General features: G+C 69.8%; 22 protein-coding genes. 8 read left to right on the top strand and 14 right to left on the bottom strand.

Features of this window, described 5'->3' with window-relative positions:
- The first annotated feature begins 166 nt into the window (after positions 1-166).
- A complete protein-coding gene (locus VFL28_11475; GenBank protein HET7265282.1) occupies positions 167-577 on the top strand; it encodes a hypothetical protein in 411 nt (136 codons plus the stop codon).
- Positions 578-792: 215 nt separating this feature from the next.
- On the opposite strand, the gene VFL28_11470 is transcribed toward VFL28_11475, so the two are convergent.
- The 9 genes from VFL28_11470 to VFL28_11430 all read right to left on the bottom strand — a co-directional run bounded on the left by VFL28_11470 (position 793) and on the right by VFL28_11430 (position 8,869).
- Positions 793-1,212, bottom strand: a complete 420-nt coding sequence (locus VFL28_11470; GenBank protein HET7265281.1) for a type II secretion system F family protein — start codon at positions 1,210-1,212, stop codon at positions 793-795.
- Positions 1,213-1,482: 270 nt separating this feature from the next.
- Positions 1,483-2,409, bottom strand: coding sequence for a type II secretion system F family protein (locus VFL28_11465; GenBank protein ID HET7265280.1), 927 nt, complete (start codon positions 2,407-2,409; stop codon positions 1,483-1,485).
- Positions 2,406-3,692 (bottom strand): CpaF family protein, encoded by a 1,287-nt coding sequence (locus VFL28_11460; protein ID HET7265279.1) that lies wholly within the window; start codon positions 3,690-3,692, stop codon positions 2,406-2,408. The genes VFL28_11465 and VFL28_11460 overlap by 4 nt, the downstream gene beginning before the upstream one ends.
- Entirely contained in the window at positions 3,689-4,828 is a 1,140-nt protein-coding gene (locus tag VFL28_11455) for a hypothetical protein (GenBank protein ID HET7265278.1), read from the bottom strand. Before VFL28_11455 ends, VFL28_11460 begins: the two co-directional genes overlap by 4 nt.
- Entirely contained in the window at positions 4,825-5,379 is a 555-nt protein-coding gene (locus VFL28_11450) for a hypothetical protein (protein HET7265277.1), read from the bottom strand. The genes VFL28_11455 and VFL28_11450 overlap by 4 nt, the downstream gene beginning before the upstream one ends.
- A complete protein-coding gene (locus tag VFL28_11445) occupies positions 5,376-6,251 on the bottom strand; it encodes an RcpC/CpaB family pilus assembly protein (protein ID HET7265276.1) in 876 nt (291 codons plus the stop codon). The genes VFL28_11450 and VFL28_11445 overlap by 4 nt, the downstream gene beginning before the upstream one ends.
- Positions 6,232-6,918: a TadE family protein gene (locus tag VFL28_11440; GenBank protein HET7265275.1), complete on the bottom strand. Its 687-nt coding sequence runs from the start codon at positions 6,916-6,918 to the stop codon at positions 6,232-6,234. Before VFL28_11440 ends, VFL28_11445 begins: the two co-directional genes overlap by 20 nt.
- A 5-nt stretch (positions 6,919-6,923) precedes the next feature.
- On the bottom strand, positions 6,924-7,124 hold the full coding sequence (locus VFL28_11435; GenBank protein ID HET7265274.1) for a hypothetical protein: 201 nt from the start codon (positions 7,122-7,124) through the stop codon (positions 6,924-6,926).
- Positions 7,125-7,138: 14 nt separating this feature from the next.
- The gene (locus tag VFL28_11430) at positions 7,139-8,869 is read right to left on the bottom strand and encodes a pilus assembly protein N-terminal domain-containing protein (GenBank protein ID HET7265273.1); all 1,731 of its coding nucleotides are present in this window, start codon (positions 8,867-8,869) and stop codon (positions 7,139-7,141) included.
- Positions 8,870-9,116: 247 nt separating this feature from the next.
- On the opposite strand from VFL28_11430, the gene VFL28_11425 reads away from it, so the two are divergent.
- The 7 genes from VFL28_11425 to VFL28_11395 all read left to right on the top strand — a co-directional run bounded on the left by VFL28_11425 (position 9,117) and on the right by VFL28_11395 (position 15,479).
- Positions 9,117-9,515 carry a DUF4446 family protein gene (locus tag VFL28_11425; GenBank protein ID HET7265272.1) on the top strand — a complete coding sequence of 133 codons (399 nt, stop codon included), beginning with the start codon at positions 9,117-9,119 and terminating at the stop codon, positions 9,513-9,515.
- A gap of 16 nt (positions 9,516-9,531) precedes the next feature.
- The gene (locus tag VFL28_11420) at positions 9,532-10,182 is read left to right on the top strand and encodes a phosphoribosyltransferase family protein (GenBank protein ID HET7265271.1); all 651 of its coding nucleotides are present in this window, start codon (positions 9,532-9,534) and stop codon (positions 10,180-10,182) included.
- The gene (gene gcvT, locus VFL28_11415; protein ID HET7265270.1) at positions 10,182-11,300 is read left to right on the top strand and encodes a glycine cleavage system aminomethyltransferase GcvT; all 1,119 of its coding nucleotides are present in this window, start codon (positions 10,182-10,184) and stop codon (positions 11,298-11,300) included. Before VFL28_11420 ends, gcvT begins: the two co-directional genes overlap by 1 nt.
- An 11-nt stretch (positions 11,301-11,311) precedes the next feature.
- Positions 11,312-11,698: a glycine cleavage system protein GcvH gene (gene gcvH / locus VFL28_11410; protein ID HET7265269.1), complete on the top strand. Its 387-nt coding sequence runs from the start codon at positions 11,312-11,314 to the stop codon at positions 11,696-11,698.
- Positions 11,695-13,038 (top strand): aminomethyl-transferring glycine dehydrogenase subunit GcvPA, encoded by a 1,344-nt coding sequence (gene gcvPA / locus VFL28_11405; protein ID HET7265268.1) that lies wholly within the window; start codon positions 11,695-11,697, stop codon positions 13,036-13,038. The genes gcvH and gcvPA overlap by 4 nt, the downstream gene beginning before the upstream one ends.
- 71 nt (positions 13,039-13,109) lie before the next feature.
- A complete protein-coding gene (gcvPB, locus tag VFL28_11400; protein HET7265267.1) occupies positions 13,110-14,591 on the top strand; it encodes an aminomethyl-transferring glycine dehydrogenase subunit GcvPB in 1,482 nt (493 codons plus the stop codon).
- A gap of 15 nt (positions 14,592-14,606) precedes the next feature.
- Positions 14,607-15,479, top strand: coding sequence for a DMT family transporter (locus VFL28_11395; GenBank protein ID HET7265266.1), 873 nt, complete (start codon positions 14,607-14,609; stop codon positions 15,477-15,479).
- A gap of 150 nt (positions 15,480-15,629) precedes the next feature.
- Here the strand turns inward: VFL28_11395 and VFL28_11390 are convergent, their stop codons facing one another.
- The 5 genes from VFL28_11390 to VFL28_11370 form a co-directional block, all read right to left on the bottom strand.
- On the bottom strand, positions 15,630-15,947 hold the full coding sequence (locus tag VFL28_11390) for a hypothetical protein (GenBank protein HET7265265.1): 318 nt from the start codon (positions 15,945-15,947) through the stop codon (positions 15,630-15,632).
- 63 nt (positions 15,948-16,010) lie between these two features.
- Positions 16,011-16,217 (bottom strand): hypothetical protein, encoded by a 207-nt coding sequence (locus tag VFL28_11385; protein ID HET7265264.1) that lies wholly within the window; start codon positions 16,215-16,217, stop codon positions 16,011-16,013.
- A 41-nt stretch (positions 16,218-16,258) separates the two neighbouring features.
- On the bottom strand, positions 16,259-17,272 hold the full coding sequence (locus tag VFL28_11380) for a glycosyltransferase (GenBank protein HET7265263.1): 1,014 nt from the start codon (positions 17,270-17,272) through the stop codon (positions 16,259-16,261).
- Positions 17,273-17,302: 30 nt separating this feature from the next.
- Positions 17,303-20,269 (bottom strand): hypothetical protein, encoded by a 2,967-nt coding sequence (locus VFL28_11375; protein HET7265262.1) that lies wholly within the window; start codon positions 20,267-20,269, stop codon positions 17,303-17,305.
- 37 nt (positions 20,270-20,306) lie between these two features.
- On the bottom strand, positions 20,307-21,239 hold the full coding sequence (locus tag VFL28_11370) for a cellulase family glycosylhydrolase (GenBank protein ID HET7265261.1): 933 nt from the start codon (positions 21,237-21,239) through the stop codon (positions 20,307-20,309).
- Positions 21,240-22,042 lie beyond the last annotated feature (803 nt).

Below are 22,042 nucleotides of genomic sequence, written 5' to 3'. Positions count from 1 at the left end.
GAGTCGCAGGGCATGCTGCTCGCGGCCAGCCACGGGGATCAAGTAATTTTATTGGAACCGGAGAAAGACATCCCGAGCGGCGCCCCCGTCTCCTGAACCCGGGTCGCAAAAACCCCGTAGGTGGGTAAGATGGCCGTAGCCAGTTGATTTGGGGGAGGGGCCAGTGATGCCGGTTCGCCGCACGATGGTCATCGCCGCGGTCTTGATCGGGGCCGCACTCGTCGCTGGGATCTCCAAGCCGGCCTTCGCCGACCCACGCGACATCTCCGTCGGCGGCGTCTGGATTACGCGCATCACCCACGACTGGCAGGGCGTCAGCGCGGCCGACCGGGCGACGGAAGTCACCCGCCGGATCACGCAGGTCCTGAGCGACCCGAAGATCCGTCAGGGTGCGGTGGTCGCGGTCAAGAAGGACGGCGCCGACGCGATCATTACGGTCGGCGACATCTTAGTGTTCACGGTGACGCCGGCCGACGCCGAAGGCTCCGGCGGCCCGATGCAGGTGGCAAAGTATTGGGCGACGCGGCTCGGGCAGGGACTGACGAAGGCGCTGCCGGGCTCGACGTTCTACTTCTAGCCTCGATCGATCCGAGACGCCTGTCCATCTGCTGAATGCCCTTCTAGACAACTCGTTCGAGATTCCAACGCATCGGCTGCCACGGCGTTCTTCCAACCAGTCATCATATCAGGACTGGGGAAAAGCGTATCGTGCAAGACGAGATCCGGGAGATCGCGCGGTCGACGGCACGGATTCGCGGCGGGCGCGTGGGGCGTTCCGGCCGGCGTCGGGCATCACCGAATTAAGCCGACCAGGCGGGCGACTCTGAGCGCGACCGGCCCGAGGCCGACGATGAAGACAACCGGAAAGATGAACGCGATCAGTGGGAGCACCAGTTGGGTGGAGAGCCTCTGCGCCGACTCGCGTGCGCGGTGCAGGGCGAGGCTGCGGCAGTGTGCGGCCTGGGTTTCGAAAACGTCCGCAAGCGGTGCGCCGATCCGCAGGCTCTGCGCGACGGCGGCGGCCGCCGCGGCCACTTCATCGAGCGGATAGCGGCGGGCGAGATCCGCCAGAGCGTCGTCCGGTGCCCGGCCCACCGCGAGTTCCGCGAGGTAGCTTCGGAACAACTCGCCCGCGGCGCCGGACGCGGTCACGGCGTACTCCGCAACCGCCGCGTGCAACCCGAGGCCGGCGCGCAGGCACACCGCGAGCATATCGAGCGCATCCGGAAATGCCCGGCTGAGCTCGTGAAGACCGGCGCGACGGCGGCGCGGCGAGAGAACGCCCCGCGGCGCGGACCGCCGGCGGCCGGCGGGGGAGCCATAGCGCCGCGTCGCCGTCCCGGTGTGGGACGGCGACGGACCGCAATAGCGTTCAAGGCGCGCGGGTGCGCGCGCCGCCGGACGTAGAAGAAGACAGACCCAGAGAACGGCATCCGCGAGTCCCAGCCCCGCGGCGAGCGCCCATCCACCCATCGGCGGCGGTCAGGCTTCCACGCGGTGAATCATCCACCGCATCGTGAGCCAGCCGGCGAGCTCCATGGCGCACGCCGTGCCGAGCAGGACGCGCCCAGATGTGGTGGCAACCATCGGTTCGAACACGCCGGAATCGAGCACGAACATCGCCGCGGCGACAACGATCGGGAGCAGGGCCAGAATCATCCCCGTGGCGCGCGCGTGCGCCGTCATCGCGCTCAGTTCCTGACGGAACGCGATCTGCGCGCGAACGGCCGCCGCCTGACGGGCGAGGCACTCCGCGAGGTTGGCGCCGGTGCGGTCGGCGACCAGGATCGCGGTCACGATCGCGGGAACCGCCCGGGCCGGCATCCGGTCGCGAAGCCGCTCGAGGGCCCGCGGCAGCGGAACCCCGATCCGCAGCTCCTCGGCGAGCCTGCGACACTCACCGCCGAGCGGCGGTGCGATCCAGCGGGCGATGTCCGAAATCCCTTCGCCCACCGACCGGTGCGATCGCAGCTGGCCGACGAGCATGTCGAGTGCCGCGGGAAGCTGCGCCTCCATGCGTCCGATGCGGCGGCTCCGCGCCGTCCGGAGCGCCGCATGCCCGACCAAGATCGCGGCGAGCACCGGCGGCACCGCGCCTACCGGCCCACCGGCCGCGGCGCCGATGCCGGCTGCAACGGAGACGCCCGCTCCGACGCCAAGCAGCAACGCGGACACCGGCATCGCGACGCCTGCTTGGACGGCATACCGTTCGAACGCCGCGCCGAACGGGAGGCGCCGCAGACCGCGGTCTGCGCGGGCGAAGATCGGCTCCGGCCCCTCCGAGACCCCGTCGCGACGGAGATAGCGGACCAGCCGGCGTGCGGTCCGGTCGGGATGGTCGGGACGGCCGCCGGTCCATGCCAGGGCCGACAGGGCGGCGAGGAGCGTCAGCAGGAGCACGGCGCTCACACGGTCCCGGCGCCGCCTTCGAAGGACAGTGCCGGCACGCCGAGCTGCCGCAGGCGGCGCGATACGCGGGACGGCACCCCCGTCCACAGCGGCCGGCCGCACCCGCGATCCCAGCGGAATACGGTCTGTAACTGCACGGCGTCGCGATCGCACCCTGTCAGCTCGCTGATCTCGGCTACCGCGCGGCGGCCGTCGGGGCGCCGCTCGAGATGCACGATGACCTCGATCGCGCCGGCGATGAGCCGGCGGACGACATCGCCGGGCAGGCCGGAATCCCAACGCGCGAGCACCTCTAGGCGGTCGAGCGCGTGCACCGGGCCGTTGGCGTGAAGGGTGCTCATACTGCCCCGGTGACCGGTGTTCATCGCTTGGAGCATGTCCAGCGCTTCCCCGCCGCGTACTTCGCCCACGATGATGCGATCGGGGTTCTGGCGGAGCGCGTGGCGGACCAGATGTGCCTGAGTGATCTCGCCGCGGCCCTCAATGTTCGGGGCGCGTGTCTCCCAGCGGATCCAATTCTCGAGAGACAGGCGGAGTTCGGCCGCTTCTTCTATGGAAACGATACGCTCGTCAGGCGGCATCGCGGCGGCGCAGGCGTTGAGCAGGCTCGTCTTTCCCACGCCGGTCCCACCGGTGAAGAGCACGTTGACCTTGTGCCGCACCGCGCAGGCCAGATATTCGGCCACCTCCGCGCCAAAGGCCCCTCGCGCCGCCAGGTCCTCGAGCGTGTGCGGTTGCTGCGGAAAAAGCCGGATGGCGAGGCACGATCCGCCGACGGCCACCGGCGAAATCACCGCGTGCGCCCGGTATCCCTGCGGCATGCGAACGTCGGCCATCGGCGTGGCCGCGTCGATGCGGCGTCCGCCCATTTCTGCGATCCGGCCGATGATGTACCGCAGGTGCTCTTCGTCCCGAAAGCGTACCGCCGTCAAGACCTTCGCGCCGTGACGCTGCGCGTAGACGCGATCGAACCGGTTGACCATGATGTCGGTGATGTGCGGGTCACGGAGCAACGGTTCGAGCGGCCCGAACCCCACGATATCGTCGCAGAGGTCCCGGATGATGCGATCCGTCTCGGCCTGGGAGAGGTGCGGGTATTCCCGCAGGTATCGCGCGAGGACGTCCTCGAGATAGGGCCGCACGATCGCGCGGTCCTGCCCGGCCAGGGCGTGGCGCTCCACGTCCTCAAGCAGCCGGGCGTGCAGTGCCGCCCGGACCTCACCCGGGGCCGGCGGGCGCGCACCGGCCGCGGCGGCGGGTCCTGCCGACCGGGGCTGGCTCATGGCGCCGCGACTACCGCGCCGCGAAACTCTTCCCGCCGGCGGTCGACGATCTCGGCCGCCAGGCGCTCGATGGCGCGCCACCACGGATCATCCGGCGCGGCGGCGCCCAGCAAGACGCCGTCGTCTGCGCACCGGCCGAGCCGCGGGCTCTCGGGCAGGGCGGCCGCGAATGGCGTCCCGAGCGCAGCCTCGGCCTGACCCCGCGTATAGGACGCCGGACCGCCTTCGCGATTGAGCACGGGCAGAACGCGCGCGACCCCGTCCGACGCCAGCATGTCGAGCAGGGTCCGAAAATTTCGCAGCGCGAGGAGGTCGAGCGTCGCGACCGCAACCGCCAGGCCGGCGCGACGGGCCAGCAACCGCTGCGCCGGCAGCGCCGGGCGGCCGAGGTCAAGGACGACGAACGCGAGACCCGCGGTCAACGTTTCCAGCGTGGCGGGAATGACGCCGGGCACTTCGTCGGCGTCGCCGGACGCGGCCCAGAGTCCGAGGACGTTGAAGCCCGCCGCGTGCGCCGCGCCCGCGCGATTTAGGACCTTCGACTCGATCGGCAGATGCTGGCGTACGAGCCCGGCGACGGTCGCACCGGTGTCGAGATCGGCTGCGGGTGCCAGCGTACCGAACGGAGGAGCATCGGCATCAACCACCACGGCGGTACCGCGGCGGGCCAGCGCCGCGGTGAGGTGAAGAGCAATCGACGTGCAGCCCGCGCCGCCCTTGCCGGAGACCACGGCGACGGCCGTGCCTCGAATGCCCGGCGAGACGGCCGCGCGGCGCCGCGCCAGCCCCTCGCGCACGGCGGCGGCGAGACCCGCGGGATCAAAGGGGGCCGCCACGATGTCGTGAATGCCGAGCCGCAGCACTTCCCGAACGTTTTCGAACGCCGGCGCGGCAGTGGCGGCGATCACGGACATGTCGGGGTAAGCGGCGGTGATACGACCAAGCACTCCACGCTCCGCCGGCGCGGGTGGCAGTTCGACGACCAGGCAGTCCGCGGCCACGAGCGCCAGAAGATCGAGCACTCCGTCCAGGCTCTCCACGCAGTCGACGCGGCCGGTGTCACGCAGATGCGCCGCGATACGCGCTCGAACGTCGGCGTCGCTGTGGCACACGATGAGGTAGGGCAGCTCGCTCATGGCCCTTCGGCGATGCTACCGCCCGACTGCCCGGCAAGGTCCCCCGTACCCGCGACGTCACCGGGCTGTGCGGCGGCGCCAGAACGGCCCGGCGTCTCCGGCAACGCGACCGTGGGAGCGGGACCGAGGGCGGGCGGAAACACCGGCGCAGGGGAGACTGCGGTCCACAGCCCAGTGTCCGACGAAGCGGAGGGCGCCAGCGTCGTGATACCGAACGGGCGCAAGAACCAGGTACGAATCGACGCCCGTGCTGCGATCCGGAGACGCGGGCCGGCGACGGCGGCCTCCACGGCTGTGACCCCAGCCAGGCCCTGAGCCGCGATGTCGCGCCGCGCGGTGTCGAGCGCGGCGGCCACCGCCTGGGCCCGCACGGCGCCCGGATCGACGCCGGGATCGTCAACCTGCGCGCTCCACCGCTGCGCGGTGACCGCACCGTCATCGACCGCGTGCTGCAGGATCGAGCGCGCGACATAGCCATTCGCAATGTCGACGGCCAGCGCCGTGAAGCCAAGGAGGATGACGAGCGTGACGCCGATCGCGCCGAGGATCACGGCGAAACCTCCACAGTCGTCCGCGTGGTCCCCTCGATGACCTCAACCGTGGCATCGTCGCGTCTAATGCCGGACGGCTGGCCGGACGGTCGCGGCGGGTCGGAGGGCCACGTCGCGTGCCCGGGCGCGACCGTCCCCGAAGCAGCCGGCCAGCCGAACAACGGCGGCGGGCTCGGCGGTGCGCCGGCCCATCTCGGGGGAACCGCGGAAAACGCGGCGGCCGGAGGAAGATCCACGTACCGGCGCAGCAGCAGCGCCGCGTCGGATGCTGCGCCGCGTGTGGGCCGCGGCCGCGAAGGGTTCGACGCCGACCGCAACGCGTCGGTGGGCTCGACGGCGAGAAAGACGCGGCCGAAGGCCTGCGCCATGACGATCTCTTGCTCGCGCGCGGCCGGAACGGCAAGCGCCACTTCGTCGACTGCGGCCCCGCTGAAACGTCCATCGCCGGACAACGGCGGCACCGCGGCAGCCGGAGCGGCGCGTGGCGTCACGTGCAGGACGATGCCGGACGCGAGGACCCGCCGCACCGCGCGATCCTGGCCGAGGTCGAACGCCGCCAGCACGTCCACGCGCGACCCGGGCGCGAGTCGCCCGTCGAACGTCGCGGCGGCCGGGACGATCACGTTCACGGCGCGCATGTCCCGCGGGACCACATCGGCCACGCCGACGACCCGCGGCGCCGCGGCGGTCTGGACTCGGATGGCGCCGGACTGTCGAGGCGCCGGCCGGTGACGAAGCTGCGCCACCGCCGACAGGAGAGTCAAGGCCGCCAAGCCAACGGCCGCCCAGCGGAGCCACCGCCGGCGTCGCGCGAGCAAGCGCCGCGCCAGCGGTCCCAGACGCATCACTCCGCTACCGCTCGTGCGTTCCATCGGACCCTCCCCCGTTGACGAGTTGTAGCCACCGCGCGTAGTAGTAGGCCGCGCTTTGCGAGAGCGCCGACGCGAACGACGTCTCGGCGTGGTACGCTGCAAGCACACCCTGATACGCGGACGTCAGCGAGTCGATCTGCGCCTGCTGCGCCGCGATTTGAGATTGATCCACCTGGACCTGCGCTGCCGAGCCCCACCAGGGCGGCGGCAGTTCCTCCACGGCGCTCGCCGCCTCGGCCGTCAGCCGGCGGCCGTTCAGCAGACCGGCAAACCACGGCGTCAGCGCGTGCAAAGTGTAGGTCACGTCAACCACGAGCGTCCGCATCCGTCCGGTGCAGGCGGGTTCCAGATAGCGCACCGTGACCGCCATGCGGGAGGGATCGAGCGTCGGGGCGCCGGTCGCCGCCGCGGCAGTCGATGCGTCGCCATAGGTGAGCGGCGGTCCTCCGGCGCAATGTCCGGCGCCGGTGTCCTGCAGCGCCACGGTACGTTGGGCGGCTTCTGCGGCGGCCGTGACCAGCGCCGCCTGATGGAGGGCCCAACCGCCGTCGATGATCGCGCCGATCAACGCCAGCACAAACGGCAGGACCAGCGCGAATTCGAGCGCTGCCGAGCCGCGCTGCGTCTCCGTGTGGTGGAACACTCCGGTGCCCGGTAGCCGATCCATCGCGCTCAGTACTGCGACAGCGTCGCGGCGATCCTCGAGAAGATCTGGTTGAGCGCTCCTGACAGCGCCGCGAGCGTCGCGATGGCGCCGACGATCACGATGCCTCCGATGATCGCGTACTCCAACATGCCCTGGCCGTGTTCGCGGCCGCGCAGGTACGGCGGGCAGTGGCGGGAGAGCAGCAAGCACAGCGAGTGCATCCACATGGCGAACCCTCCGATTATGGCGTCTGCGGTGTATCGACGAGCTGCGGGGTGACGAGGATCAGCAGGTCGCTCTCTCGACGCTGGAACGACCTGGAGCGGAACAGCGCGCCGATGACCGGAAGATCGGCCAGCAGGGGCACCTTTTGGACCTGGGCGGCGTCTTCGCGCTGCAGGAGACCGCCGAGCACGAGCGTCTCGCCGGGCCGCAGGGCAACCATCGTCTGAGCGCGCCGCACGCGCAGCGCAGGGATCTCAAATCCGCTCACTCGGACGGCGTCGGCGAAGTCGAGCGTGCTGACTTCCGGCGTGACTTGCAGAAACAGCCGCCCGTCGTCTTGGTAGTCCGGCCGCACGGCGAGAATCACGCCGAAATCCTTGTACTCCACCGTCACGGTGCCGTTGGCGCCCGCCACGGGGACGGGCACTTGGCCTCCCAGAAGCAGCGAGGCGGTCCGGCCGGCCATCACGACAAGCGCGGGACGGGCGAGGAGGCGCGCTTCTCCTCGCTGCGAGAGCGCTTCAAGCTGAGCGATCAACAGATCGAGTCCGCTGGCTGAGAGGCTGGGCGCGGTAAGGATTTGGAGATTGTAGACGCCGCCGTTGAGCGACGGCGGCGCACCGGGGACCTGCTGACCGCCGCCCCACACGATTCCGAGGCTCTTCTGGGCGGTCCGATCGAGCTCGACGACCTGGACCTGGAGATTTACCTGGACCGGCCGACGCACCGTAAGGAGATTTACGACCCCCGAGACGAACGCGCGGGCTACGTCCTCGGCCTTGGCGCGGTCACCCTGCGTCTCCACAGTTCCGCTCAACACCACGGATTGAGCGCCGGATCGGGCGGCGGCCGGCACAGGCTCGCCCGGCTGGGGAAGCGGAGGCGGCGGAGGTGCGTATCCGGGCGCCGCGCCCGCGGGCCCCGGCGCGGCGGCGTCGGGGCGCCCGCCGCGCACCTCCGTGACGGTGATGGCTGCCGTCGGCAGTAAAGCTGCCAGCGCGCGCCGCAGATCACGAAACGGATCGTTCGCGGCGCGCACCTCGACGGCGTACGACAGCAGCCGCTCCCGAGCGTCCCAAACGTAGAGGGTGGCACGTCCCACGCTCCGCCCGCTCACAAGCACTTCTCGAACGCTGAGCGGTACGACCCCGATGATCCGCGGATCGCTCACGGCGACGCGTGTCACGTGCTCCAAGTCCAGCAGCCGGCCGGTTCCCTCATCCAGTGTCAGGGTGCGGGCAATCAGAATGCGGCCGGCGATCCGCTGTGTTTGGCGCGGCTCACGCGGCGGGACCGTGTCCTCCCGGAACGCGGTGCCCGGGCCCGAAGCCGTCCGGCTCTCCGCCGAGGCTGGGCCGGATCGGGTGCGCAGCGTGACCACCAGCGCGCCGTGGTCGACAAACGAGTCCGCGGCGCGCACCGGCGCGGAGGTGAACACGGTAATCTCGGCGCGGGGCGGCACACCGGCGATGGATCGGACCCGGAGTCGTTGCACCGGCCCGATGCTGAGGGTATGGTCGGCCGCCACCGCGCCGGCAGGGTCGAGCAAGATCACGACGCGGTCGGGGCGGCGATCGATCGCGTAGTGGAACGTCCGGTCGACCCCGATTACGATGCGCGCATCGACCTCGCTGCGCTCCACGATGATCCCCGTCACCGCACCGGCACCCGCCGCGGCCGTCGCGAGAGCCGGATTACCCGAGATGGCAAGGACCGCCGCGAGCAGCCCGGCCGTCCCGGGCCGCACGGCGCCGCCGCAGCGCGGGCGCCGCGCTCGGTCATCCAAGCGTAGGTGGCTAGACATATATATATCTATACAGATATGCGTCTCGGGGCGTTCTGTCAATGGGCGAACGTGCGTGCACCAAAGGGATGCCTTCCCGCGAGATCGAACGAGATCGTCCGACGTCCGCAGGAGGGAGGACGACGGACTGAACATCCTCCGGGATGCCTCGCCGGATACGCTCGCCTATGCGCTCCTCGCCGCCGCGTGCGTGGCCGCCATCGTCTTCATCGTCGCGCTGGCCCGCAGCCGGCCGGCGAAGCCCGTGGAGATCCTCACGCCGGAAGAGGCGATTCAGCGGCAGTTCGCCGCGGTGACGCGCCGGCTCGAGGCCCTCGAGCAGAACATCACCGAGATCAACGCGGCGCTGCCGCAAACCGTCCGGAGCGTGAGCATCGTGCGGTTCAACCCGTTCCCGGAGATGGGCGGCAACATGTCCTTCAGCATGGCACTGCTCGACGCGAAGGCGAACGGCGTCGTGATCAGCGTGCTGAACGACCGCCAGGGCTCCCGCATCTACGGGAAGCCGGTCGAGGGTGGGGTCTCTCCACAGAAGCTCTCGGAGGAGGAGCAGCAGGCAATCGGCCTTGCGCGCGGGCGCAAGGCTTGAGCGGACGCGTGCGGCGATGCGGTTTCGCGACCGGCGGGACGCCGGCGACCACCTCGGACGGGAACTCGCCGCCCTCAACCTCGGCCCCGCGATCGCGCTCGCGATCCCGCGGGGCGGCGTGCTCGTGGCCGATGCCCTCGTCGCCGCGCTGGATTGGCCGCTCGACGTGGCGATTCCGCGGAAGCTGCGCGCCCCGCAAAACCCGGAGCTGGCGTTCGGGGCGGTAACCGGCGACGGGACCGTCTACGTCGACGCGGCGCTCGCGCGGACGCTGCGCATCACGGACGCCTACCTCCGCGATGAGATCGCGACCCAGATCGGCGAGATCGAGCGGCGCCGCGTCGCCTACCGGGGCGCGCGGCCGGATCCGGACGTCCGCGGCCGCACCGCCATCGTCGTCGACGACGGGGTGGCGACCGGCGCCACGGTCATCGTGACCGCGCGGATGCTGCGCCACGCGCTCGCCCGCCAGGTGATCGTGGCGATCCCGGTAGGCGCGCCCGACGCGGTGCGCCGGCTCGAGCGAGAGGTTGACCGGGTGGTATGCTCGCTGCGGCCGCCGTCGTTCGGCGCCGTGGGCGAATTTTACGAGGACTTCCGCCAGACGACCGACGAGGAAGTGATCGACGTACTCCAGCGGGCCTGGGCCCGGACGCAGGTGTCGTGATGGCAGAGCAAACATTGAAGCGCACGCCGCTGCACGCCGTGCACGTCGCCGCCGGCGCCCGCATGGTGCCGTTCGGCGGCTGGGATATGCCGGTGCAGTACGCCGGCATCATCGAGGAGCACCGCGCCGTGCGGACGCGGGCGGGGCTCTTCGACGTCTCGCACATGGGCGAGGTCGACCTCTCCGGTCCGGGCGCGCTCGACTTCATCCAGCGCCTCGTCACCAACGACCTCGGCCGGATCGCGGTAGGCCAGGCGATGTACACCGCGATGTGCACGCCGGAAGGCGGCATCATCGACGACCTGCTCGTCTACCATCTCGGCGACGCCCGGTACATGGCCGTGGTCAACGCCGCGAACACCGACGGCGACCTCGCCTGGATGCGCTCGCACCTGCCGCGGAGCGGGGTCGCGCTGACCGACGTCTCCGCCGAGACGGCGCTCTTGGCGCTGCAGGGCCCGCGGGCGGTCGCGCTTCTCTCGCGCCTGACGCGCGAGCCGGTGGACGCGATCAAGTACTATTGGTTTAGGGAAGGGGTCGAGGTCGCGGGGCGGCGGGCGATCGTCTCGCGAACCGGCTACACCGGCGAGGACGGTTTCGAACTGTACGCCGCGGCCGAGGATGCGGTCCACCTCTGGAACGCGGTGCTCGACGCCGGCACGCCGGACGGCATCATGCCGGCGGGGCTCGGGGCGCGGGACACGCTCCGGCTCGAGGCGGGGCTCCTGCTCCACGGCAACGACATGGACACCACGACGACACCGATGGAAGTCGGCCTCTCCTGGGTGGTCAAGGTGCAGAAGGGCGAGTTCATCGGCGCGGACGTGCTGCGCCGGCAGAAAGCCGAAGGCACCGCGCGCCGCCTGGCCGGCTTCGTCCTCGAGGACCGCGCCATCGCGCGGCACGGCTTCCCGGTCGTGATCGACGGGCGGAAGGCCGGCGCGGTGACGAGCGGGAGCTTCGGACCCACGGTGGAGAAAAACATTGGCCTGGCGTTCGTGCCGCCGTCGCACGCGGCGCCGGAGAGCCGGATCGCCGTCGAGATCCGCGGACGCGCGGCGCCGGCCGTGATCGTGAAGACGCCGTTCTACACGCGCCCGAAGACCGGCGCGACATAAGGAGGGGGCGCGTGTATCCCAAGGAGCTGCGGTATTCAAGAGAACATGAATGGGCCAAGGTCGAGGGCAAGCGCGTCCGCATCGGCATCACGAAGTTCGCCGCGGACAAGCTCTCCGACGTGGTATACGTCGAGCTGCCCCAGGTCGGCTCGTCGGTCTCGTTCATGCAGACGTTCGGGGTCGTCGAGTCGGTCAAGGCGGTGAGCGACCTCTACGCGCCGGTCTCGGGTACAGTCGTCGAGATCAACCAGGGTCTCGCCGAGAAGCCGGAGATGATCAACACCGACCCCTACGGCCAGGCGTGGATGATCGTCGTCGAACCCAAAGACATGAAGGAGCTGGATCAGTTGATGGACGCAACCGCCTACGCCTCGCTCGTGGGGGAAGCGACTTCGTGAAGTACATCCCGGCCACCCCCGCCGAGCGGGAGCGCATGCTCCGGAGCGCCGGCGCGCGTACGGTGGAAGATCTGTTCGCGGATATCCCGGCGGAGGTGCGGCTCACCCGCCCGCTCGACCTGCCGCCGGCGATGCCGGACCCGGACCTGCTCGCGCACATGCGCACGCTCGCCGCCCGGAACGTGGACTGCGACCGGGTCGCCTGTTTTCTCGGCGCCGGCGCCTACGACCACTTCGTCCCTAGTACCGTGCCGCATCTCGCCCTCAAGCCCGAGTTTCTCACGGCCTACACCCCCTACCAGGCCGAGCTGATGCAGGGCGAGCTGCAGGCGATCTACGAGTACCAGACGATGATGTGCGAGCTGCTCGCGATGGACGTCGCGAACGCCTCGATGTACGACGGCGCGAGCGCGACGGGCGAAGCGGCCGCGATGGCCGCGGACCTGACGAAGCGCAGCCGGGTGCTCATCTCGAGCGCGCTCCACCCGGAGTACCGGCAGGTCCTCCGCACGTATACGACGCACCTGCCGATCACCGTGAAGGACCTGCCCGCGCGGGACGGCGTGACCTCGCCGGACGCGGTGCGCGAGGCCGTCACCGACGACACCGCGGCGGTGATCGTGCAATCGCCGAACTTCTTCGGCTGCATCGAGGACGGTCAGGCGCTCGCCAAGGCGGTCCACGACCGCGGCGCGCTCCTCGTGGTCGCCATCGCCGAACCCCTCAGCCTCGGCCTCATCAAGCCGCCGGGCGAGTACGGCGCGGACATCGTGACCGGCGAGGGCCAGCCGCTCGGCAACGCGCTCAACTTCGGCGGCCCCTACCTCGGCATCATGGCGACGCGCCAGGAGTTCGTGCGGCGGATCCCCGGACGGCTCGTCGGCCGCACGGTCGACACCGGCGGGCGGCCCGGCTACGTGCTCACGCTGCAGACGCGCGAGCAGCACATCCGGCGCGCCAAGGCGACCAGCAACATCTGCACCAACGAGGCGCTGAACGCGCTCATCGCCGCGGTCTACCTCTCGACGCTCGGCAAGCAGGGCGTGCGCGACGTCGCGGAGTTGAACGCGCGCAAGGCGCACTACCTGCGCGAGCGGATCGCGCAGGTACCGGGCTACAGCCTGCCGTTCGCGGCGCCGGTGTTCAACGAGTTCGTCGTGAAGTGCCCGGTGGCGCCGGAGGAGATCAACAAACGGCTCCTCGAGCACGGCATCCTCGGCGGCCTGCCGCTCGGCCGCTTCTATCCCGACCTCGCCGACTGCTGGCTGCTCTGCGTCACCGAGCGGCGGTCGCGGCAAGAGCTCGACCAACTCGTTGGCCACCTGGAGACCGTCCAGTGAGCCCCGACACCGGACGCCCCGAGGCGTCGACCGCGACGGCGGTCCCCAAGCGCGACCTCCGGCGCCCGGTCGTGCCGGTGATCTTCGAGCGGGGCGCCGAGGGCCGGACCGGCTACAGCCTCCCCGCGAGCGACGTGCCGGACGTGCCGCTGGAGGCGATCGTACCCGACGCCGTCCGCCGGATCGCCGACGCGGCGCTTCCCGAAGTCAGCGAACTTGACGTCGTGCGCCACTACACGGCGCTCGGCCGCCGCAACTTCTCGATCGACGAAGGATTCTATCCGCTCGGATCGTGCACGATGAAGTACAACCCGAAGATCAACGAGGACGCGGCGCGGCAGGCCGGCTTCGCACGCCTGCATCCGTACGCGCCGGAAGAACTGGCCCAGGGCGCCCTCGCGCTGCTCTTCGAACTCGAGCAGATGACCGCCGAGGTCACCGGCATGGACCGGGTGACCTTCCAGCCGGCGGCCGGCGCGCACGGTGAGCTGACGTCGCTCCTCATGATCAGCAAATACTTCGAGGAGAAGGGCGAGCGGCGCACGACGGTCATCGTGCCGGACTCCGCCCACGGCACCAACCCGGCGTCCGCGGCGCAGTGCGGCTACCGGGTCGTCGAGGTGAAAAGTGACGCCCGCGGCAACATCGACCTCGAGGCGCTCAAGGCGGTCCTTTCCAAGGACGTCGCGGCGTTGATGTTCACCAACCCAAACACGCTCGGGCTGTTCGAAGAGGGGATTCAGGAAGTCGCCCGGGCGGTGCACAGCGTCGGCGCGCAACTGTACCTCGACGGCGCGAACTTCAACGCGATCCTCGGCGTCACGCGGCCAGGCGATCAGGGCTTCGACGTGATGCACCTGAACTTGCACAAGACGTTTACGACGCCGCACGGCGGGGGCGGCCCGGGCGCGGGGGCGGTCGGCGTGCGGGCGCACCTCGCACCGTATCTGCCGGTGCCGACGGTGGAGCGCGACGGCCAGCGGTTCGTGCTCGACTACAACCGGCCGAAGACGATCGGCAAGATGCGGGCGTTCTACGGCAACTTCGGCAACCTCGTGCGCGCGTACACGTACATGCGGACGATGGGCGCCGCGGGTCTGCGCGAGGCCGCCGAGATGGCGGTCCTCAACGCCAACTACCTGCTCAGCCGGCTGCGCGGCGCGTTCGACCTGCCGTACGACCGGATCTGCAAGCACGAGTTCGTGCTCTCCGGCCGCCGGCAGCGCGACAAGTACCACGTCTCGACGAAGGACATGGCCAAGCGCCTGCTCGACTACGGCTTCCACGCGCCGACGATCTACTTTCCCCTGATCGTCGAGGAAGCGATCATGATCGAACCGACGGAGACGGAAAGCCTGCAGACGCTGGATTCGTTTGTGGACGCGATGCTGGCGATCGCGGCCGAAGCGGCGGCTGATCCGGAACTGGTCCGCACGGCGCCGCACGAAACGCCGGTGACGCGGCTGGATGAGGTGACCGCGGCGCGGCATCCGAATCTGCGGTGGCGGCCGGCCGCTTCCGGCAACGGGTCGGGCGGGTCGTCGGCCGGTTAGCAGCACGCGACGGAAGTGGCATCCCCCTTTGCCACGGGCATCTATGGGCTGGCTTCGGCGACGTCGTGGGGCGCCGGGGACTTCAGCGGCGGCTTAGCCACCAAGCGGGCGCCGGTCTACACGGTCGCCGCCGTCTCGAAAGTCGCCTCGCTCGGCGCGATGCTGCTCTTGGCCTGGCTGCGCGCCGAGCAGATTCCCTCGCCGCACATCCTTGTCTGGGCTGGGGCCGCCGGCGTGGCCGGCGCGGTGGGCCTCATGTCACTGTATCAGGCGTTGGCGATCGGGATGATGGGCACCGTCGCGCCGGTGTCGGCGGTGATCGCCGCATCGATACCGGTCGTGTTCGCCGCACTGTCTGTGGGCTTCCCCACCGGCTGGCAGTTCGCCGGGTTCGTGCTGGCGATTGTCGCGGTCTGGTTCATCTCTCGGCCGGCACCCGCGGCGGCAGGTGTACCGCCAATCCCGCCGGGCAGCGGGCTGGGCCTGGCCGCACTGGCCGGCGTTGGCTTCGGCGGCTTCTATATTTTCATCAGCCTCGCGCGCGCAGAAGCGGTGTTCTGGCCCCTCGCGACATCGCAGTTCTTCACGCTGGCCGCGGTTCTCGCCGCTGCCGGCGCGGTCGCAGCGGCACGGCGAACCGGGGCGGCACGACTGCCGGTGCGCGCGGTGCCGTTGATGCTCCTCGCAGGGCTGCTGGATGCCGGCGGGAACGCGTTTTTTCTGCTGGCCGAACATGCGGGGCGATTGGATGTCGCCGCGGTGCTGGCTTCCCTCTACCCGGCCTCTACGGTGATCTTGGCGCGGGTGATACTCAAGGAACGAGTCACAGGCGTGCAGTTGTGGGGAATCGTCACGGCGCTGGCCTCGCTCCCGTTGATCGTCGGCTGACGGAAAAGGCCGAGGACACGCCCCCCACCGCAGGACAGCTCCCGTTGTGCCAGGAGCATTCCTCCGGTTTCAGAGACCTTTCGGCCCGGCATTCCTCGAGCGGGCGGATACTCCGCCGGGTCCGCATCCACACCCGCTTCCGCCGGGCACCTAGCCCGTCTTTTGAGGCGTCGCGGTCGACTTGGCCTGCAGGTTGCCCGCTACAATCGCCAGCCAGTCCAGGAGGTCGTGCAGCGCGAACGAGAGCCCCGTCACGATCACGCTCGTCAAGGCTGGCTGGAGCGATTGGATCGTCGGCCCCAGGTCGATCGGCAGATGCAATCTCGCGACGTACGTCGTGAGCGCGGACAAGATAAGGGCGACGATCTTCTTCGCGATGGTCGGGATCTCAAGATTTCCTTTGTCGCCGAGCCACTTGACAGCGTCGGTGAGGTACTTGGCGAGCAATCCCGCGATGACCAGATCCATCCCATTCCCCCCTCGGCCCCTCGATGACGGCGGGTGGACGTGACCTGCGCCGCGGCCGCGGCGCTACCGGCTCACGGGTTCGACCGGCGGCCGCGCAACCACACGCGCGCCCCGCATCGCCCGAAGCCATTTCGTCGCCAACCGGGCCGCACCCAAAGCGGAGACCGCGATCATCACCGCGGCCGCCGCCGCGCCGGTGGCGATGCCGGCCTCGAGTGTACCGCGACCACCGTCCGGACTTAGGCGAAACAACCGCTCGATCCAGTCCATGCGACACCCCCTTGCGCGCGCCGGCAAATTGAGTGCGAGCATCACAGGATTTGCCGCCACGCGCGCCAACTGGCCTGGACGTCCGTCAGGACGTCTTCGAGATGACGCCGTCCGGCTTCCGCGGCGCGCCGGTGGACGGCGGGATTCATGGCAAGAAAACTCGCGTAGTAGCTCATCTCGTCGGAACTGTCGGCCATAAATCCGGTTTCTTCGTGCTTGACCAGTTCGGGAAAGGCGTATGCTCGCTCGACGATGGGCACCACCCCGTGGGCGTAGGCTTCCAGCAGCACGCGGGGATAGTTTTCGCGCGACCCGCCGGTCTTGTGGATCATCGTGTCGATAGTTCGATAGAATTGCGTGGCGGGGATGGCGTTCCCGTTCCACGTCATCCAGTCGAGCGTCGGCGGAGCGGGTCCGATCTTCTTCGCGGCGTTGGAACCGTAGCCGAGAATGTACACCTTCTTCTTGAGTCGCGGCGGCACGAGGACCCGCTCGAAGATCCGCCACGTGTCCGGGGCGAACTTAGCCTGGTCGTCCCGCGAAATGCGGCCGACCCTGTAAGTTCCCTCCCACTTCCGGTACCGCCATTCGATGCGCTCCGCGTTGAAGTACGGGCGGTACGGGAACGTCTGCACCGGCCGAATGGTCTCGAGCTGAGGCAGCAGACAGCTCCGCTGGTAGGCGCTTTGGAAGCCGAAGACGTCGATCCATCCCCGGGCGTGGGCCGCGCGTTCTCTATCGAACAGGTACGTCATGCAGTTGAACCAAATCACCTTGCCCGGGCGGGCGGCGGCCATGATGGCGGGCAGTTTGGCGAGAAACTGGCCGTTGCAGAGGCTGACGACGATCTTGTCGCCGAAGACGTCGTCCCGGTAGTCGAGGACCCGGCAGCCGCGCTCGAGCACGGTCTTCCTCATCCGCTCGTCGCACCCAAACATCGGTACGAGGTTGACCCCGACGCCGCACGCTCGAAAGAGGTCGATCAAGTGGTCCAGTTCCGTATCGGCCCCGCCGTAAAACGATGGGAACCCCGCCACCCAAACCTGCCGCGCCATCGTCTCACCGTCCGTGCGCGCCCGGGCGGCTCACCGCGTGGTCCGCGGCTTGCGCGACCCGCCGCGCGTCCCCGTGGAGCGCGTGCCCGCCGACCCCGCGCGGCCGGTACGGCCGGAGTCCGAAGAGCTACTGGAATCGCCGTCGCCCGAAGAGCTGCCGGAATCGGACGATGAGCTCGAGCCGTCGTCGCCGGACGAGCTGCTCGAGTCCGAGGATGAACTGCTCGAATCGGCCGAAGAACTCGAATCGTCGCTCGACGAGCTGGAATCCGCCGACGAACTGGAGCCGCCGTCGCCTGAAGAGCTGCTGGAATCGGACGATGAGCTCGAGCCCCCGTCGCCGGACGAACTGCTCGAGTCCGAGGATGAGCTGCTCGAGTCGGCCGACGAGGAGCTGGACGCCGCCGGGCCGAGGTCGATCTCCCAGACGCCGCGTCCGTGCGTCGCCGCCCGCAATTTGCGGGACGATGTCAGAACGGCCAGGTCCGTGACGGCCGATTCCGGAAGCCCTTGTGAGAAGGGATCCCAGGTCCATGCGCCGCCGCTCTTCACGCCCTTCCACACGCCGACGTCGGTGCCGAGAAAGACGGTGTTCGTGTCTCCGGAGTCGAGCACGATGGCCTGCGCCGGCGCGTCGAGAGTGGCCGCCGCAAGGCCGGCGCTCTGCCACTTCGTCCCATCGTAGTACAGGACGTGCTCGCCGCCGCTACTGCCGAGCGACGCGTAGAAGCTGCCCTTCGCCGGATCTTCCACCGCCAGGCCCGTCACGAAAATGAACCCGGGCGCCGGCGGCGTGGGAATCGCGGGCAACGCCGTCTGGGTCCACTTTCCTCCCGCCTGATCGAAGCGGCACACCGCGCCCGTCGCTCCCGATCCGCTGGTGGCGGCCAGGATCATCGTGTCGGAGCCGAACGCGATTGCCCTGACAGGTGCCCCATTGGTTGCGTCGAGCACGTCCTGCGTGAGGTTGGCTGCGCCCCCTTGGTACGGATTAGTGCCCGTCGGCAGTGTGACCCAAGAATCGCTCCAGTCCGTCCGAAACCACAGACGGTTCGTGCCGAAGGCCACGAGCGTCTTGCTGCCGGTGTCGTATGCCTTGACGGGAGCGTAGAAGGCGGCCGTCCCGCTCTCCGTCGCGTTGACCGGCAGGCCCGCGGAGCCCCAGTTGGCGCCGTCGTCCGAGGTGCTTTCGAGCGACGCGTAGATGTACTGCCGGACGATCTGCGAGGAGTTCCGGGGATTGATCGCCACACCGCCGCCGTCGCCTCCTCCCGACTGGTACCACGGCGGGGTCGCCCCGGCACTGTACCGCAGAGTCCCGTTGTCCTGACAGCCGCCGTAGACTTTGTCGGGCGCGCCCGGCAGGACGGACAGATAGTTGAACTGCGTGATGCCGAGGCCCTGATTCCTTGAGTCGAACGTCCCCCGCGTACCGCTGGAGGTGGATCGGAACACGCCGCCGTCGCATCCCACCCACACGATGCTGCCGTCGTGGGAGCCGTCTGCGTTGGTAGCAAACGCCAGGTAATGCCCGTCGGGGTGGATACCCCGGCCGATCCACGTCGGATCGTTCGGCACGGTCGATGAATTTGTATTACCGTCGGCAGTCACCGTCATGTCGTTGGCGCTGTTGAACGGGAACGTGTACACGCCCGATTGGACGGTGATCTTGCCCTTGAAGAAGGCAAGCGCCCAGCCGCTGTCGGAGGTCAGGTCGCCCATCAAATACACCGTGTCGGCGTCCGCGGGGTCGGCGGCGACTGCGAGATCGTACCAGCCCTGTCCGCCGCCTCGACCCGCGAAGACCGCCTTCGGAACGCCGCTCACGGTCTGAAACGCTCCGCCCGTCCCGCTATCGAGACGATACAGCGTGGCGTCGGCGGCGAGGCAGTACACTACCGATTTGTCGTTCTCGCCGACACCGAGCGCCTTGCGGCGATTGTTCGTCACCCCCGGCACCGCGCTCCAGGTCACGCTGCTCGGGTCCTTTGTGAAAATGTCGGTGCTTTGATAGACGCCCGATCCCGAGGCCGCGTAATACGTCCTACCCGCGCCTGATCCGCCGACAGCCAAATCGGTGACTTCGCCGGACGATCCCGTCGGGTCGGTGACCTGGGGCCAATTACTGAAATCCGGACCGGCGGGCCGCCGATAGATCCCGCTGGTCGTCGCGGCGAAGACGATCGTCGGATCGACGGGATCAATGACGATCGTATGCACGTCGCTACCGGAGAGGTTGGTGCCTTCAAGGGTGAACGTGCTGCCGCCGTCCGTCGAAACCTTGATGCCGACGCCGAAGTACCCGTCGATGTTGTGGTTGGGCTCGCCCGTGCCGACATAGATGATATCCGCGGACGTCGCCCCGCTCGAATCCGACGAGCTGCTGGAGTCGGAGGAGCTGGAATCGGACGAACTGCTGGAATCGCCGGCGCTGCTGGACGACGCGGGGCCCCCGAACCGAACCGCGATCGCGCCGACCGACAGCGCATCGGCATCGCTGCCGGGCGGAATCTTGAGCACGGCGGACGGAGACATCGCCCACTCGTCGAGCGACGTCCACGTGGTCCCGCCGTCCCCCGAGAACCAGACGCCGCCGTTCGCGGCGCCGGCGTACACCCGCTGCCCGCCCGGGCCGACCGCGATGGCGGTAATGCGGCCGCTCACGATCGGGAACGCCGCCCCGGCCATCCCGTGGGCGACTCCGTCGGGGCCAAGCGACGACCAGTTGACCGTGCCCGGCCCGCCGGGAGGCGCCGGGGGCAGTCCGCCGGGTGCGCCGGGAGCCGGCGGAAGAGGCAAACCCCGGCGGCGCCGCAGCTCGCGTTCCCGTCTGCGCTTCTGCGCGGTCGCTCTGCCGATCAGGCCGGGCTCCAGCCGGCCGTCCTTCCGCTGGCGGCTGTGACGAAACCACTTCTCGCGCCCCCGCGGGTCGTCACGCTGCTCCTGCCGCCCACCGGCGGCGGTGGCGCGGGCCCGAGCCTCTCGGTCGTCCGCCATCCGAATCCCTCCGTTCTTCGAAGACGGTGTACTGCGGCTAACCTGAAAGAATCCGTCCGTATTGGGGGCGCGTCGGAAGCGCCACCGCGCGCCGGACCGTAAGGCCCCACGCCGTGGGAGTCAAGTCGCCGCCCGCGGCGTCCACGACGAGCCGCGGCGCCACGTTCCAGCTGCTGGCGATCCAGCCCAGACCGTACCGGCTGAAGAAATCCGCGGCGAGTTCGGACGCGCGGGCAAAGGGCGGGCCGCCGTTCGACCACGGGCAGGCCACCAGGGGGAACGAGTCCGTCCACTCGGCAAGCCGCGCATCCGCACCGTTGGGTGGATGCGCCGGATCGACGGCGATGGTGTACACGACGTTGGGCGCCGGATCGCCGGTGGAGAACCTGAGCGGAAGGCCGTCGAGGTCCGCGCGACCGGTGCCGTTTCCGACGAAGAGCAGCGACCCCGGATGCTGCGAGCGAATGAGACCGACGAGCGGGAGGGCGGCGTCGAGCCAGTTGCCGTCGAGCGGGGACTCCGACGCGAACGGTTCGAAGAGAACGGCCGGCTCGTCCGCATAGCGGGTCGCCACCGTGTCCCATGCTTCGAAGACCGGCCCGTCCGGCAGCGCGACACCTTGGGGCGCCCGCTGGCTGAGCATGACGTACGCGCCGGCGTCGGACACAGCTTCGATGAGGTTGTCCAGTCCCGTCAAGACGTCGGTGTTTGACAGCGCGCCGTTGCCGGCGAGCACGGTTTGTGCCTGAAACGGCACCCGGATCACGTTCAACTCCCAGAGATCGACGATCGTAGAGAGGCCGGCGTCGTTCAGGCCGAGCGCGTCCGCGACGGTCTGATCGGCAGTTGGCGCCACCACGTCGAGACCGCCGACGGTCACGCCGCGAAAGACCACGCCCCGCCCGTTACCGTCCACCACGTAGCCGTCGTGCGTGCGAAGCCAGCGGATCGCATCGGATGACTCGGGCACGGGAGCCGCCGGCGCGGTCGAAGCTTTGGCCGCGGCGGGGGGCGCGGGCGGCGGTGCCGATGGTTTCGCAAGCGCGTAGAGTTGGCGCACCGGTGGCGCAACGACAACACGGCGCTCTGCCTTCGCGGCCGGCACTGCCTGACGCTGCGGCTTCCGGGGCTGAGCCGGCGGTTGCTGAGCCTGTCGTCGTGCGCGCTGTTGCGCCGTCTGCTTCGTCAACGACACGAGCGGCCCGGGCGCGGACGCTGAAGCCGGAACCCGGACCTTCCGGGGCGGCCGGCGCACCACGAGACGCCCGCCGACGGCGAGCCTCGCGATCCGGTAAGCGCGCCGCGCGCCGCGCGGCGAGGCCACCTTGGGGCGCGGGGGGCGTACATGGGACGCGCCGGCCCGGACAGGGCGGCGGCCCGCTGCCCGCGGCTTGACCGGGCGTTCGAGAGCGCGCGGCTTTCGATTCTGCGGCGCCTGCGCCGGCCCCGCAACGCGTCCTCCGGGAGCCGTCGGTCGGACGGCCCCGGCGGCGCGCAGGCCCTTAGAGGGGCGGGTCAAGCGGTAGACGCGCGGAACCGGTGGGCGGGCCGTTGAGAGCGCGATCCTTGACCGACGCGCCCGCGCGGCGGCGCGGACTCGCGGCTGCTCGATCGCCGCGGCCGCGCGCGGCAATGGGCGCTCGCGGACCGATTTCTCGGCGACAGGCCGGGTGGCCGCCCGCTCTGTCCTGACGCGCGCGGCGCGCGCCTCCGCGACACGCTCCGCCCGTTCGCGTTCGAATTGCGCATTCCGGAGGAGTTCCGCCTGCCGCT

Source organism: bacterium, from assembly GCA_035691305.1.
In the GTDB taxonomy this organism is placed as follows: Bacteria; Sysuimicrobiota; Sysuimicrobiia; order Sysuimicrobiales; family Segetimicrobiaceae; genus DASSJF01.
Note: the sequence above shows the minus strand (reverse complement) of the source record. Positions and strands in the feature narration are given on the sequence as shown.